Genomic DNA, 13,549 nt, shown 5'->3' with positions numbered 1-13,549 from the left:
ATTAATAACCAACTCTTACAGATGGTACAGATCCGCCGAGGATATTCTGAAGATCACCGGTAATATCTACATTATATGGTCCCAGTACAAAGATGTAACTGGATACCTGCTGAAGACTTCCTCCAAGAGAATAGCAGGCTCCGGAAGTGAAATCAATGATTCTCTGTGCAAGCTCTACATCGATTCCCTCAAGATTCAGAATGACGGTAGAATTGTCAACCAGTGTATCTGCAATCTCTCTGGCTTCTTCCATGGTAGTCGGTTTAATTACACAAACTTCCATATTTACAGTCTGAGAAGACCTCTTGCTTGTACGCATTGGTGTGATTTTGGAGGAAGGTGCTAGTCTTGCGGCACGTTCCTGTTTTACAGGTGCCTTGGCAGCAGCTGTCTTCGCAGAAACCTTGGCAGGTGCCGATTTAACAGATTCTTCCTCTGGTTCATCTTCATCCAGAAAATCCTCTTCTTCTGACTTCTTCTTGGAAAATTTCTCAAAGAATTTCTTCTTTGGTTTCTCTTCCATATCATCTTCATCATCGAGGAAGTCATCCTCATAATCATCTTCTTCCTCTAGGATACTATCATCTAATAACTCGTCATCGTCATAATCGTCGTTCAGCTTGATGGCATCTAAAAACTTGTCCAAAACGCCCATTTTAAATCTCCAATCTTATTAGTCTATATCGCATAGTTGCGCGCACCAAAAATCCCGGTACCTACACGCACCATTGTAGCGCCCTCCTGTACAGCGACCATATAATCCCCAGTCATTCCCATACTCAGAACACTCATAATAACATTATTAATGTTTTTGGCTGCAATGTCAACACTTAATTTCTTAAGTTCACGGAAAATTCTTCGATTTTCCTCAGCATTTTCAACATATGGTGCAATTGTCATAAGTCCCTTAATCTGGATATGTGAAAATCCTGCAATTTCCTCAATAAACGGCAGAACTTCTTCCGGCTTCAGACCAAATTTACTCTCTTCCTGTGCTACATTAACCTCAATAAGAATCGGCACTATAACATCTTTTTTGGCTGCTTCTTTCTCAATGGTCTCAGCAAGACGAAAAGAATCTACAGAATGGATCATTGCCACCTTGTCAACAATATATTTAACCTTGTTTCGCTGCAGATGACCGATCATGTGCCATTTCACATCAGAAGGCATCTGATCATATTTGTCTACGATTTCCTGAACTTTGTTTTCTCCGAAAACACGAGCTCCGGCATCATAAGCTTCTTTCAGCATTTCCACCGGTTTGGTCTTACTGACAGCGATCAGCATAACCTCTCCGGGATCTCTGTTTATTTTTCTGCAGGATTCCTCAATATTCTTCTGCACCTGTGCTAAATTTTCTGCTACCATGACAAAAAGCCTCCTTTAGTAAAGTATATCCTGTTCGCTAACTTTGTCCGCATTTTTTACAATACGGTCATATCTGACAAGTCCGTTGTATGTTTCTTTTGAAACAACAGCGTATTCCTCATTTTCATCTAATATCTCAATCCGGCGGAATACAGCGTATCCCTGATTAATACAGTAAACCCCTTCCAGGACTTCGGTGTCTCCGATCACAAATTTCTCTCCGTCATCCGGGTCAACAATGGCATCGCCTTCTTTAAATTTGCTTTTATCAATATAATAAATATAGCTTGTTTTCTGTGTCTTCTCATCTGTGACTTCGTCTCGCCCATAAATTCCGGCTTTGACAAAGGTTGTTGTACTGTTACCTTTTTTGTTCCGGCCGGAAAGCATAAAGCCCGATTGCTGTGTTTCCTTATCTGTTGTAAGAAATTTGGAAGGAATCGCATAAAATTCCTTTGTGACCACAGAAGAAAGCGGTATCTTCAAACCTGTTACATTATTGGTAACAAGCTCAATTTCAAGAAAACGGTCAGATGCATAACGAATCAGTCCTTTATTAAAATCGATCTGTCCATACTTCGAGCCATCAATCTCTTTAATGGAAAAATCTCCCATCTGAGTCAGATTATCTTTTAAAAATTTCACACGGATAGATGTACGGTCTTTCAGATCAGCCGCCTGCTTCTCACTTAACGGGATCAGAAGGCTCCATCTCTCATCTGAAATAATCGTATAAATATCATCTCCTGCTTTTATCTGGTCTTCTGTTTTCAGATCTGTTTCCTGATAGGAATTCTGGTCAAAATCAGCAGAGGTGACATTATCTACGGTCTTGGCTTCATAGCCATCTTTGGAATAAAGTATAATGCCATCTGTTTCTGCACGGCGGATATTTGGATCACTTGAAACAGCAGTTGTGGTGGTAATTTCCTCACCATCTTCATTCGTAGTTGTCACTGTTGACACTGAAGATCCGTCTGAAGCATACTGAAGAATACTTCCATTTAACTGATACTTAAAACTATAGGTACTGTTAAATTTACTTGGATCAAATCCCTTGGAAAAGCTCTGCATATTACTGCGGATATCAGACAGTTCTTCTTTACTTAAAGAAGAGCTGTTATCTGAAGCCTTTGAAGTATTCAGACTGTAGACAGCACCATTGGCATTGATCTTAGTGCCTTCCCTGGCATAATAAGTAACATATCCGCTGGCATCTGCCTGCACTACATTCTCAGTCATGAGCGCCAGCCCGGTATAGGTCTCATTCATAGACAGCGGACCGGAAGGAACCTGATATGATTCCATATGAGAAGCCGTCAGATAAAGGATCACGCTGAAGATCATATAGATTAAAATTGCTCCAAACATCACAGTTCCGATGTTCAAGCCAAAAATTTTACGAAGTTTTGCCAGAATTCCAGGTGTTCTCCCGGAACGTACATTATTATCAGGCAAAGGAATGCCTCCTTTACATCTTTCATCTCTTAAAGTTCGTTTTATTTTAACATTTTCTTTCTTCGAATACAAGCTTTAAAACAAGCGAACATATCTTCTGAACGTACTTTCCGAATATCTGTTTGCTATTTTTTCAAAAGTATGATACACTATTATAAATATATTTTCGTGACGCTGTCATATTATACCCGGCAGCAGATAAATTTTTAACCCAGGGAGGTAAGTACACATGACATATGGCAGAATCAGTAAGAAACAGCAGGAAATCCTTGATTACATGAAGAATGAGATCCTAAACAGAGGCTTCCCGCCATCTGTACGTGAGATCTGTGAAGCGGTGAACCTTAAGTCCACTTCTTCTGTTCATTCCCATCTGGAAGCCCTTGAAAAGAACGGATATATCCGGCGAGACGCAACTAAACCGCGCGCTATTGAAATCATTGACGATAACTTTAATCTTGTACGCCGTGAAGTAGTCAATGTTCCTCTTATAGGAACTGTTGCAGCGGGACAGCCTGTTCTGGCTGTAGAGAATATTGAAGCATATTTTCCGATTCCTGCAGAATATATGCCTAACGAACAGAGTTTCATGCTTCGCGTGAAGGGTGACAGCATGATCAATGCCGGTATCTTTGACGGGGATCAGGTACTGGTAAGACAGCAGGCCACCGCTGAGAACGGCGATATGGTAGTTGCTCTTGTAGAGGACTCTGCTACTGTGAAAACTTTTTATAAAGAGAATGGCTATTATCGACTCCAGCCGGAGAACGACAACATGGAGCCGATCATTGTTACAGGCAATCTTCAGATCCTTGGTAAAGTATTCGGGGTATTCCGTTTCTTTCAGTAAATCATGAATAAACAGCAGACATAATTATATTATTCACTCAATCTAAAAATGCGATATCTTCTAACAATGAAAAAAGAAGATATCGCATTTTTATTTTATCAGCCGGCTAATTCTAAAGTTGGCTCAATAGTTTACATAACATTTTTATTGTAAACTGTATTATTCTTTCTCAGCCAGAAACTCCTGTGCATCAAGAATCTTTCCATCTCTCCAGATTCTCTCCAGATCATAGAAAAGTCTGTTCTCCTCATCAAAGATATGAATGATCATATCGCCGTAATCCATAAGAACCCAGCTGGAGTTTCTTGTTCCCTCGATCTGTTTTGCCTCATATCCGGCACGGCCAAGCATTTCATCTGCGTTATCTACCATAGCCTGTACCTGGTTCTGGTTGGAAGCACTTGCAATCACAAAATAATCTGCGATCACAGAAACTTCATGAATATCAATGATCTTGATATCCTTTGCTTTTTTATCATCCAATGCCTTGCAGGCAATTCGGACCATATCTTTTTCGATGCTCATAGAATTTTATTCCTCCTGTCTGTTGGCAGTATCCTGCATTTTCCTGTCATGGAGATCTTTGTAATAGACATAGGCATCTCTGGTTGTACTGTCGATTTCTTTCGGATTTTCTTCCAGATATTCCAAGGTGTCTTTAAGGATTTCATACATACACTCGTCCAAATCCTCAAAAGCGATCTTACGTACTTTTGGAAGATTCGGTGCTTTATCACGCATTGGTTCAATATAATCTGAAATGTATACGATCTTTTCAAGCAGACTCATCTCCGGACGACCTGTTGTGTGATATGTGATCGCTGTCAGAATCTCTTCGTCCTTAACATCGTATTTGCTGCTGGCCACATATGCACCCAGCTTTGCATGAAGAAGAAACGGATGATCCTTCTCAAAATCGGATACCGAAATATTATGCTGACTGCACAGCTTCAGTTTCTTCTTATTAGGAATACACTTGGCACTGTCATGAAGAAGACCTGCAACCTGTGCATCCTCCAGATCATAGCCATAAACCATTGCAAGAGATGCACATGTGTACATAACTCCCATTGTGTGCTCAAATCTGGCTTCGTCCAGATATTTGGAAAGCTTCTTTTTTATTTTTACAAAATCATATTTTCCCATCTGAATCATTTCCTTTATAAATACCGTTTTTTTCGATATAGGAAATCACAGGCTGGGGAACATAGTATCGCAGACTCTGTCCGCTTCTGTGCCAGGAGCGGAGAAGTTCACTGGAAACATCAATGTTCATGGTATCCAGACGCACAAATATCCCATTATAGCGTTTGGACAGAAGCTCCATCTGCTGGTCAAGCTCTTTAACCGGTGTATGATCTCTTGTTGCAACTACCAGAACTGCCGCCTGGCAGATACGCCCCGGCTCCCGCCAGGTGTCAAAGCTGTACAGCGAATCTGCACCAATAATAAAATAATACTCTGTATCAGGATTCTGTCTTTTCAGCTGTTCCAGAGTCCGATAGGTGTAAGTATAACCTTCCTCATGCATCTCCATCAGAGATAACTCAAAATGTGGATTATTTTCAATAGCAAGACGGACCATCTCTGAACGCTGTGCATCTGTTGCCCGTCCTGTCCGGTTCAGTTTGTGGGGTGGATTTCCGCATGGCATAAACAGAACTTTATCAAGCCCCAGCTGTTCATATGCTTTTTCTCCAAGGATCAGGTGTCCCATATGGATGGGATCAAATGTGCCGCCCATGATTCCTATTTTTTTTACTGCCCTGTTCATTTGAAACCTCCCGAAATCACGGAAGAATGATCTTTTTCTTATCCTTTTTACCTTCTCTGTAGAGAACGATCTTTTTACCGATTACCTGCACTACCTGAGATCTTGTTCTCTCTGCAAGAACCTGTGCCATCTCGCGCGGATCTTCCAGGCAGTTCTGGAGAACGCTGATCTTGATCAGTTCACGTGCTGCAAGAGCTTCCTCAACAGCAGCTGTGTTCTCAGGAGTAAGACCTCCCTTGCCAAGCTGGAGGATCGGATCCATTGTCATGGCAAGACCTTTTAAATATGCTCTCTGTTTACTTGTCATCTAATTAATACCTCTTATTTATAATAATCGAAATCAAAGCCATACATACGTACTGTGTCACCTTCCTGGATACCAGCTTTTTCCAGTTCTTCCAGAATACCACCTTCTTTGAGGAATTTCTGGAAGAAAGCAAATCCTTTCTCAGAATCCAGATTTGTATAGCCAAGCATTTTTTCAATCTTAGGACCTTCTACAAGGAATATCTCCGGATCTTCTTCGCTGCGTTCTACTGTAAATGGAAGATTCTCATTCACAAGAACATCCTCAGGGAAGAATTCCTGTTCAAATACCACCGGTTTCATAGGGCTCTTATCCAAAAGTTCTTTCACATGGAAAAGAAGCTCTCTGACACCCTGACCGGTAACTGCTGAAATCGGATATACGGAAATGCCCTGCGGCTCAAATTCTGCTTTCAGGCGATCGATAGGGCTTTCTTCCCCATCATCAAAAATACAGTCGATCTTGTTAGCTGCAATTACCTGTGGTCTGGCTGCAATCTCCGGATTGTATGCTTCCAGCTCTTTATTGATCTTGTGGATATCCTCCACCGGATCACGGCCTTCTACAGATGCTGCATCTACAATGTGGATGATAACTCGTGTACGCTCAATATGACGGAGGAATTCATGTCCAAGTCCCACACCTTCCGATGCCCCTTCGATCAATCCAGGGATATCTGCAATAACAAAACCACCGTTATCTGTATCTACAACACCAAGATTCGGGCTTAATGTTGTAAAATGATAATTGGCAATCTTTGGCTGCGCATTGGTCACACGGGAAAGAAATGTAGATTTACCTACATTAGGGAATCCCACAAGACCAACGTCTGCGATTACCTTAAGCTCAAGAAGTACTTCCAGCTCCTGTGCAGGCTGTCCTGGCTGTGCATATTTCGGAACCTGCATAGTTGCAGTTGCATAGTGCTGGTTTCCTTTGCCGCCACGGCCGCCCTTTAACACGATCTGTCTGCGGTTCTCACCGGACATATCTGCAATAACCTTGCCGGACTCAGCATCCATGATAACCGTTCCTTCCGGAACTTTCAGGACAACATCTTTGCCATCTGCACCGTGACAGCGTTTCTTGCCGCCTTCCTGACCATCTTCTGCTTTATATTTTCTTCTGTGTCTGTAGTCTCCGAGAGTATTCTGACCCTCATCGATTTCAAAAATCACATCACCGCCACGGCCGCCATCGCCGCCGTCCGGACCGCCATTTGGCACATATAGCTCACGGCGGAAGCTTACATGTCCGTCACCGCCTTTACCGGAGCGGATAATGATCCTTGCTCTATCTGCAAACATATTACACCTCTATTCCAAAAAAAGGCTCCAAACCGCATCGATTTGAAGCCTTTTACCTATTTCATTACTCTGCGTCTACAGGAACGATAGAAACCTGTTTCTTATCGCGACCTTTTCTTGTGAATCTTACGACTCCGTCTGTAAGTGCAAATAAAGTATAGTCTTTACCGCAGCCTACGTTTTCACCTGGGTGAATCTTGGTTCCGCGCTGTCTGTAAAGAATGTTTCCGGCTTTTACAAACTGTCCGTCTGCTCTTTTCGCACCTAATCTCTTAGACTCGGAATCACGACCGTTCTTTGTAGAACCAACTCCCTTTTTATGTGCGAATAACTGAAGGTTCATCTTCATCATTGTTGTTACACCTCCTTGACTTTTACTGTCAAATATCGATTGTTATAACTACCAGCAATTTCCGTCAGACCGAGAAGTAAGGAATCCATAAGGAGCATCCCTCGTTCAGAAAGATTATTTCTGAAATGAATGGAAACAAATCCATCCTTTTCCTTCACATCAAACTTATCATCTGTAAATTTCTCAAGAGAATTCACAGTGGTGATGATCAGTGCAGACACAGCAGCACAAACAATATCCTGCCCTGCTTCTGCATAACCGGCATGTCCCTTTGAAATAAATTCTTCGTAAGATCCATTTTTCTTTCTGACTTTAATTGTAATCATGATGACACCAGATTAACCGTTAATCTTTTCAATCTTAACTTTGGTGTACTGCTGTCTGTGTCCGTTTTTCTTGTGATATCCAGTTTTACGTTTGTATTTGTAAACGATGACCTTGCGATTCTTACCGTTTTCAACTACAGAAGCGGTAACACTGGCATCTTTTACATCTTCGCCAACTTTTAATCCGTCATTGCTGACTGCGATTACGTTGTCAAATGTTACGGTTTCACCAGCTTCTACACCGAGCTTTTCAACTTTAATTACGTCACCCTCGGCAACCTTGTACTGTTTACCACCTGTTGCAATAATTGCGTACATCTGTGGCACCTCCTAATTATTTACTCGCCAAATTCGGTGGCTTCTGTTCTGAAACCGAAGCTCTTTAACCTCTTTGTGCGGCATACTCGATTATCATAACAGCGACATACTGTTATGTCAATAGTTTTTTTGACATTTTTATTATTTTTTTGTAAGCTCCCGAATGTCCTCGATTACCGGACGTCTTACTTTCTTTCTGGTCATTTCCAGGATATGCAATGGTGTGATATCAATGGCCCTGCTCTTTATCGGATCCTTTCTTAGAAGCTTCTGTAAAACATGAAACAGTTCATCTCTGTGATCCGGATTTTCCATGTTGATAAAATCGATCAGGATAATACCGGAGAGATTACGAAGCCGCAGCTGCCGGCTGATCTCCGCTGCCGCTTCCAGATTGATTTTGCGGAAGGTTTCTTCCATTTTCTTTTTTCCGTTATATTTTCCACTGTTTACATCAATGGACACAAATGCCTCCGTCTGTTGGATCACCAGAAATCCACCGCTGTTCAGCCATACCTTTTCTTTCTGGATCGCATCCAGTGCTGTTTCCACACGATACAGCTTATAAAGTGGAAGGAGTTTATCCTGATAAAAACGAAGCTTCTCTTTAAGCTCCGGGCTGATCTCTTCCAGATATCCCTGGATCATTTCCCCGATTTCCGGCACGTCGGTAATGATCTCATCCAGGTCACGACCATAAGCATCTCTTACAGCCGCCACATAAAATGGTTCTGTCTCCAATACAAGACTGAAGCAGGTGCGGTTTCGTCCCTGAACTACAGCTTTATGGTAACGGCTTTTCAGCCATTCCAGTTCCTTCAGGATCTCCTCTTTGGAGGCATCTGCTGCATTGGTACGGACAATGATCCCGAATTCCTTTTCCGGACGTTCTGCTTCTTCCCTAAGCCATCCGCTGAGACGATGTCTGTCTTCCAGGGATAGTTTGGAGGACAGACCAAATTTCTTATCTCCAGTCGTAAGAACAAGATATCTTCCCGTAAAATTCAGATTGGATGTCAGTGCAGGAAGTTTTCCCTTCATGGCATCCCTGCTTACCTGAACCAGAAGCTCATCTCCAGGCCGCAATGGTCCGTTTCCTTTTCTTCCTGCGGAAAAAACAGCTCTCTGTGCTTCCACAAGAGGATAATAGCATCTCTTTCCCGGTTCGATCTGCACAAAGGCCGCCTGGATATTAGAAGCGATATTTTCGACCTGTCCGGTATATATATTTCCAAGAATAGATTTTTCCTGATCTGATTCCAGACGGATTTCAACGATCCGATTCTCCTCTGAAAGAGCCGCTACTGTACAGGGCACACCATGGATCTCCATTCTTGTTATGATCAGTTTACTCAATTTCCTCACCTAATGATTCCAGAGTCACAAAACGTGGGCTTGCATTTTCTCCTTCATCTGCATACATTTCCAGACGTTTCACTGTGAAGGCAAATTCCGGAAGCTCTTCTCCCAGCCAATCAAAAAATGTGTTTGTTACCAGCTCAGGCTTCGTATAATTAGAGCTTGCAGATGCCAGCATATAGAAGAACCCGTTATCTCTTACTTCCATTTTATAGATATTCGGACGGAGATCGATCTCCTTTTCGCTGCGCTTAGTCTGCTTGGTCACTTTGATCTCCGGCTGTGCCAGAAATTCCTTCACACGGCTTTTCCAGTCGATAGAAGGCTCCTTACCCGGGCGGAACTCCACAAGATAATCTGCTACTGCCACCAGAGCCATCGCCTTGCCTGCTTTCCCATCTTCTACTTTTCGAACGCTTACGATGTGCATTCCCTCAGCCATCTGTTCCTCCAGACGCGCTGCAATCGCACCGGTCGGCATATCTTCTGCCATTTCCAAGTCAAAATAATCTCCAAGACTTTCCATTCCCACACCAAGTGGAACTGCAAAAGACATGATCATATGTGGGCTGTATCCGCCGGAAAAAGCTACCGGAAGCTCTGCCCGACGAAGTGCTTTCTGGAAATAACGCATGGTATCCAGATGTCCCACAAACTTCATAGGACCCTCTTTGCTGAATTTAATTCTTACCTTCAAGGCAGACACCTCCTTTAAATTTCATAGCTCCACATGCGGAACATTTCTGACGGCAGTTTTCTGTCACAACACCATCTTTTGCACGCTGCCACTCACGCTCCAGGAATTTACGGCTGACACCGGTATCAATGAAATCCCATGGAAGGATTTCATCCAGGCTTCTCTCACGAAGTGTATAGAATGTCATATCCACTCCGCATTCAGCCATAGCTTCCTTCCAGATATCATAATCAAAATTTTCTGTCCAGGCGTCATAAAGAGCACCTTTTTCATAAGCTTTTAAAATTACATCCGCGCAATGTCTGTCACCACGTGCAAGAAACCCTTCCAGCGCTGTTACATCCGGCTCATGCCAGTTGTAACGGATACTTCTCTGATTCAGCTGGGCGCGGACTTCATTTTTAACCACCTTGGCTTTTTCCACAAAATCCTGCTCTGTATACATTGGTGCCCACTGAAATGGGGTAAACGGCTTCGGTACAAAGAAAGAAGTGCTGACGTTGATCTGCACCTTGCCCTTACGCTGTTCTTTCGGAACAACTTCATAATAGGTCTCTGCGATTTTCTGTGCCAGATGGGCAATCCCCTTCATATCGTCTTCTGTTTCTGTCGGAAGACCGAGCATAAAGTAAAGCTTCACCTGATTCCAGCCACCCTTGAATGCTTCGCCTGCACCATGAAGGATCACTTCCTCTGTCAGACCTTTGTTGATAACGTCGCGAAGTCGCTGAGAACCGGCTTCCGGAGCAAAGGTCAGGCTGCTTTTCTTTACATCCTGCACTTTACTCATAACATCCAGTGCAAACGCATCGATCCTGAGAGATGGTAAAGAAATATTAACAGCCTTTCCATGAAACTCTTCGATCAGGAAATTCACCAGTTCTTTCAGCTGGGAATAGTCACTAGAGCTTAAAGAACTGAGGGAAATCTCCTCATGACCTGTATTTTTCAGCATGATACGCGCAGATTCTTTCAGAGTTTCCACATCACGTTCACGGGTCGGACGGTAGATCATACCTGCCTGACAGAAACGACAGCCTCGAATGCATCCTCTCTGGATCTCAAGAGTTACACGATCCTGTGTTGCCTTAATGTGAGGAACAACCGGTGCCTCCACAGCACGATATTCTTTCTCCATATCAACGATCAGCTGTTTCTGAACCTTCTCAGGGACATCATCTGCCATCGGTGCAAAGGATGCGATCGTACCATCTTCTTTATAGGTAACTTCATAGAGTGACGGAACATAAATTCCAGGAATCTTAGCTGCTGCCAGAAGGAAATCCCTCCTGCTGCCTCCAGCCTTTTTATTGGCCTTGTAAGCATCAAAAAGTGCATCATAAACAGTCTCGCCCTCTCCAATATAGAACAGGTCAAAAAAAGGTGCCAGCGGCTCCGGATTATACGCACAGGCACCGCCACCGATCACAATAGGGAAATCCTCACCACGGTCTGCGCTTTTCAATGGGATACCACTGAGATCCAGTACCTGCAGAATATTGGTGTAGCACATTTCGTACCCGATCGTAATTCCAAGAAAATCAAAATCCCGAACCGGCTCCTGGGACTCCAGTGCAAATAACGGGATATTCTCCTCTCGCATCACCTTATCAAGATCCGGCCATGGAGAAAAGAGACGCTCACACCATACGTCCTCTCGCTGGTTGAACATGTTATAGAGGATCATCATGCCCAGGTTTGACATGCCGATCTCGTAGACATCCGGGAAGCACATTGCAAAACGGATATCTACCGCATTTTTATCTTTCATTACGGAGTTGACTTCACCGCCGATATAGCGGGCAGCTTTGTCAACCTTCATTAAAATTTCATCGCTTAATGCTAGCTTTCTCATAATATTCCTTTCAGAGGTTATTGTTTAACATAATGTTAAGCAGGGAAAATCCCCCACAATGTTCCCATTATATACGGAATGGTGGGGGATTTCAAGGGAGAGTCGGTTAGTTTACAGAATTCATCGTATATGCTTTTTTTTCATCTGCAGGATCTCCAGCAACACTTCATATACTGCCATATTCTCCCGCACCACCAGGGCAAGGCTCTCTTTTGCCTGATTCAGAAGATGAAAAAGACTTCGTACATTAGAATATCCTCCCGTAGAACACCTGGATCTTAGATATCCGTTTTCATCATAATAATATTGTTCATCCAGCAATACGACGATCTTCTCCTCAGCTCTCACTGCCTGGACACCAGGCTGCCCGGAAGCCTCTTCTGTCCGCTCCTTAAATCCCTGTCTCACAAGATCATGCAGAAGCTTTTCCGCCTCACTGTCATTGTTGGCATACATCACAGCAATATGCGGATACCATCTGGAGCTTCTTTTTTCCGGCAGATGTACCATGCTCTGGATAAAAGAGGACAGCTCCGCATTGGTGCGGATCCGGTTTGTCAGATGGAATTTCTGAATTCCCTGCAGATTTCCCAGCTCTTCCACAATGCTTCGATCCAGTTCTTCCGGTGATATCACATCTTCGGAATCACTGGAAAAGATCACTGGCCGGTGCTCACTCCACGTAAGCAGAACAGATAATTCTTCCGGAGAAAGAAGATGCGCTTCATCTACCAGAATACTGCTGTAACAGCCAAGATCTGTTGTCTCTCCCAGCTGATCATCTGTCAGAAAATCTATCCGCCGCAGACGTTCATGAAGAAGCTTCCATTCTTTTCCTCCTTCGCTGCAATGAACGATACAGACTCTCTGACGCACAGACAGCCTCATTGCAATATCATAGAGCAGCAGTGTTTTTCCTGTTCCGGGAAGACCACTGAACCAGAAATATCCATTCCTTTCTCCGCGGATCCTCTTCAGGATCTGCCGTTCAATATCCCTCTGCTGTGAAGTAAGGAAATACTCTTTTTTGAGAAAGCGTTCCGGTTCTGTCAGTGGCGAGATCAGATACAGCTCTGCCTGAAACAGCGCCTCAATGTCTCCCTCATAATCAGAACTTTCTTTCCCAAGTGCAATACAAAGCTGTTCCCATTCCCCATCTACAATGTGATCATGGTTGGTCAGCCTTACCAGACGGTCTTCACTGCTGATATAGGTATACGACAGGATCGGTTTCCCAAAAACAGACAAATAATATCGGTTTTGGATCAACTGTCTTCGAATGGCCTCATCCGATACACTGCCACTTTTAAGTTCAATATTTACAATCTGATCATCCTTGATCTGAAGAAGATCAAATTCCTTTCCAAGCTTCGGGATCTGGAACGAATAAAAAAGGCGGAGCTTATATACCTCCTCCATATGTAATTCCAGATGCTTCACAAGAGCTTTCATACTTTCCAGTTCCCACTCTTTGATCCTGAGAAAAAAATCTCTGCCCGAAAGCTGACGTTCCAGTTTCTGGATACATTCCATATTCTGATTTCTTGTAAGTGCATAAATTGATATTGCTTTCAT

Annotated in this window: 16 protein-coding genes; 1 reads left to right on the top strand and 15 read right to left on the bottom strand. The window is 43.2% G+C overall.

The features are described 5' to 3' along the window. Position 1: 1 nt before the first annotated feature. Genes HFM85_RS03650 through HFM85_RS03640 form a run of 3 tightly spaced genes read right to left on the bottom strand, consistent with a single transcriptional unit; the run spans position 2 to position 2,829 of the window. Positions 2-655, bottom strand: coding sequence for a cell division protein SepF (locus HFM85_RS03650; RefSeq protein WP_173737000.1), 654 nt, complete (start codon positions 653-655; stop codon positions 2-4). Positions 656-678: 23 nt separating this feature from the next. Then, entirely contained in the window at positions 679-1,371 is a 693-nt protein-coding gene (locus HFM85_RS03645) for a YggS family pyridoxal phosphate-dependent enzyme (RefSeq protein ID WP_173737001.1), read from the bottom strand. A gap of 15 nt (positions 1,372-1,386) precedes the next feature. Then, entirely contained in the window at positions 1,387-2,829 is a 1,443-nt protein-coding gene (locus HFM85_RS03640; protein ID WP_243873808.1) for an HlyD family efflux transporter periplasmic adaptor subunit, read from the bottom strand. A 229-nt stretch (positions 2,830-3,058) separates the two neighbouring features. Here HFM85_RS03640 and lexA point away from each other — a divergent pair, with 229 nt between their 5' ends. After that, complete coding sequence (gene lexA / locus HFM85_RS03635) at positions 3,059-3,679, top strand: transcriptional repressor LexA (RefSeq protein WP_173737002.1); 621 nt, start codon at positions 3,059-3,061, stop codon at positions 3,677-3,679. Positions 3,680-3,838: 159 nt separating this feature from the next. Here lexA and rsfS read toward each other — a convergent pair whose 3' ends face one another. The 12 genes from rsfS to HFM85_RS03575 all read right to left on the bottom strand — a co-directional run bounded on the left by rsfS (position 3,839) and on the right by HFM85_RS03575 (position 13,549). Next, complete coding sequence (gene rsfS / locus HFM85_RS03630) at positions 3,839-4,204, bottom strand: ribosome silencing factor (protein WP_173737003.1); 366 nt, start codon at positions 4,202-4,204, stop codon at positions 3,839-3,841. Positions 4,205-4,210: 6 nt separating this feature from the next. Then, on the bottom strand, positions 4,211-4,825 hold the full coding sequence (gene yqeK / locus HFM85_RS03625) for a bis(5'-nucleosyl)-tetraphosphatase (symmetrical) YqeK (RefSeq protein WP_173737004.1): 615 nt from the start codon (positions 4,823-4,825) through the stop codon (positions 4,211-4,213). Beyond that, positions 4,812-5,453 carry a nicotinate-nucleotide adenylyltransferase gene (gene nadD / locus HFM85_RS03620; protein ID WP_173737005.1) on the bottom strand — a complete coding sequence of 214 codons (642 nt, stop codon included), beginning with the start codon at positions 5,451-5,453 and terminating at the stop codon, positions 4,812-4,814. The genes yqeK and nadD overlap by 14 nt, the downstream gene beginning before the upstream one ends. Before the next feature lie 16 nt (positions 5,454-5,469). After that, complete coding sequence (yhbY, locus tag HFM85_RS03615; protein ID WP_021978046.1) at positions 5,470-5,760, bottom strand: ribosome assembly RNA-binding protein YhbY; 291 nt, start codon at positions 5,758-5,760, stop codon at positions 5,470-5,472. Between the two features lie 14 nt (positions 5,761-5,774). Further along, positions 5,775-7,067, bottom strand: coding sequence for a GTPase ObgE (gene obgE, locus HFM85_RS03610; protein ID WP_173737006.1), 1,293 nt, complete (start codon positions 7,065-7,067; stop codon positions 5,775-5,777). Between the two features lie 64 nt (positions 7,068-7,131). Next, a complete protein-coding gene (rpmA, locus tag HFM85_RS03605) occupies positions 7,132-7,419 on the bottom strand; it encodes a 50S ribosomal protein L27 (RefSeq protein WP_015525168.1) in 288 nt (95 codons plus the stop codon). Between the two features lie 5 nt (positions 7,420-7,424). Then, positions 7,425-7,745 carry a ribosomal-processing cysteine protease Prp gene (locus HFM85_RS03600; RefSeq protein ID WP_173737007.1) on the bottom strand — a complete coding sequence of 107 codons (321 nt, stop codon included), beginning with the start codon at positions 7,743-7,745 and terminating at the stop codon, positions 7,425-7,427. Between the two features lie 12 nt (positions 7,746-7,757). Continuing rightward, positions 7,758-8,063: a 50S ribosomal protein L21 gene (rplU, locus tag HFM85_RS03595; RefSeq protein ID WP_015525170.1), complete on the bottom strand. Its 306-nt coding sequence runs from the start codon at positions 8,061-8,063 to the stop codon at positions 7,758-7,760. 141 nt (positions 8,064-8,204) lie between these two features. Further along, entirely contained in the window at positions 8,205-9,428 is a 1,224-nt protein-coding gene (locus tag HFM85_RS03590; protein WP_334297445.1) for a ribonuclease E/G, read from the bottom strand. After that, positions 9,412-10,128 carry a TIGR03936 family radical SAM-associated protein gene (locus HFM85_RS03585; protein WP_334297444.1) on the bottom strand — a complete coding sequence of 239 codons (717 nt, stop codon included), beginning with the start codon at positions 10,126-10,128 and terminating at the stop codon, positions 9,412-9,414. Before HFM85_RS03585 ends, HFM85_RS03590 begins: the two co-directional genes overlap by 17 nt. Next, a complete protein-coding gene (locus HFM85_RS03580; protein ID WP_173737009.1) occupies positions 10,103-11,974 on the bottom strand; it encodes a TIGR03960 family B12-binding radical SAM protein in 1,872 nt (623 codons plus the stop codon). The genes HFM85_RS03585 and HFM85_RS03580 overlap by 26 nt, the downstream gene beginning before the upstream one ends. A gap of 120 nt (positions 11,975-12,094) precedes the next feature. Then, the gene (locus HFM85_RS03575; protein ID WP_173737010.1) at positions 12,095-13,549 is read right to left on the bottom strand and encodes an ATP-binding protein; all 1,455 of its coding nucleotides are present in this window, start codon (positions 13,547-13,549) and stop codon (positions 12,095-12,097) included.

This window comes from Blautia schinkii (assembly GCF_013304825.1).
GTDB lineage: Bacteria > Bacillota > Clostridia > Lachnospirales > Lachnospiraceae > Blautia_A > Blautia_A schinkii_B.
Note: the sequence above shows the minus strand (reverse complement) of the source record. Positions and strands in the feature narration are given on the sequence as shown.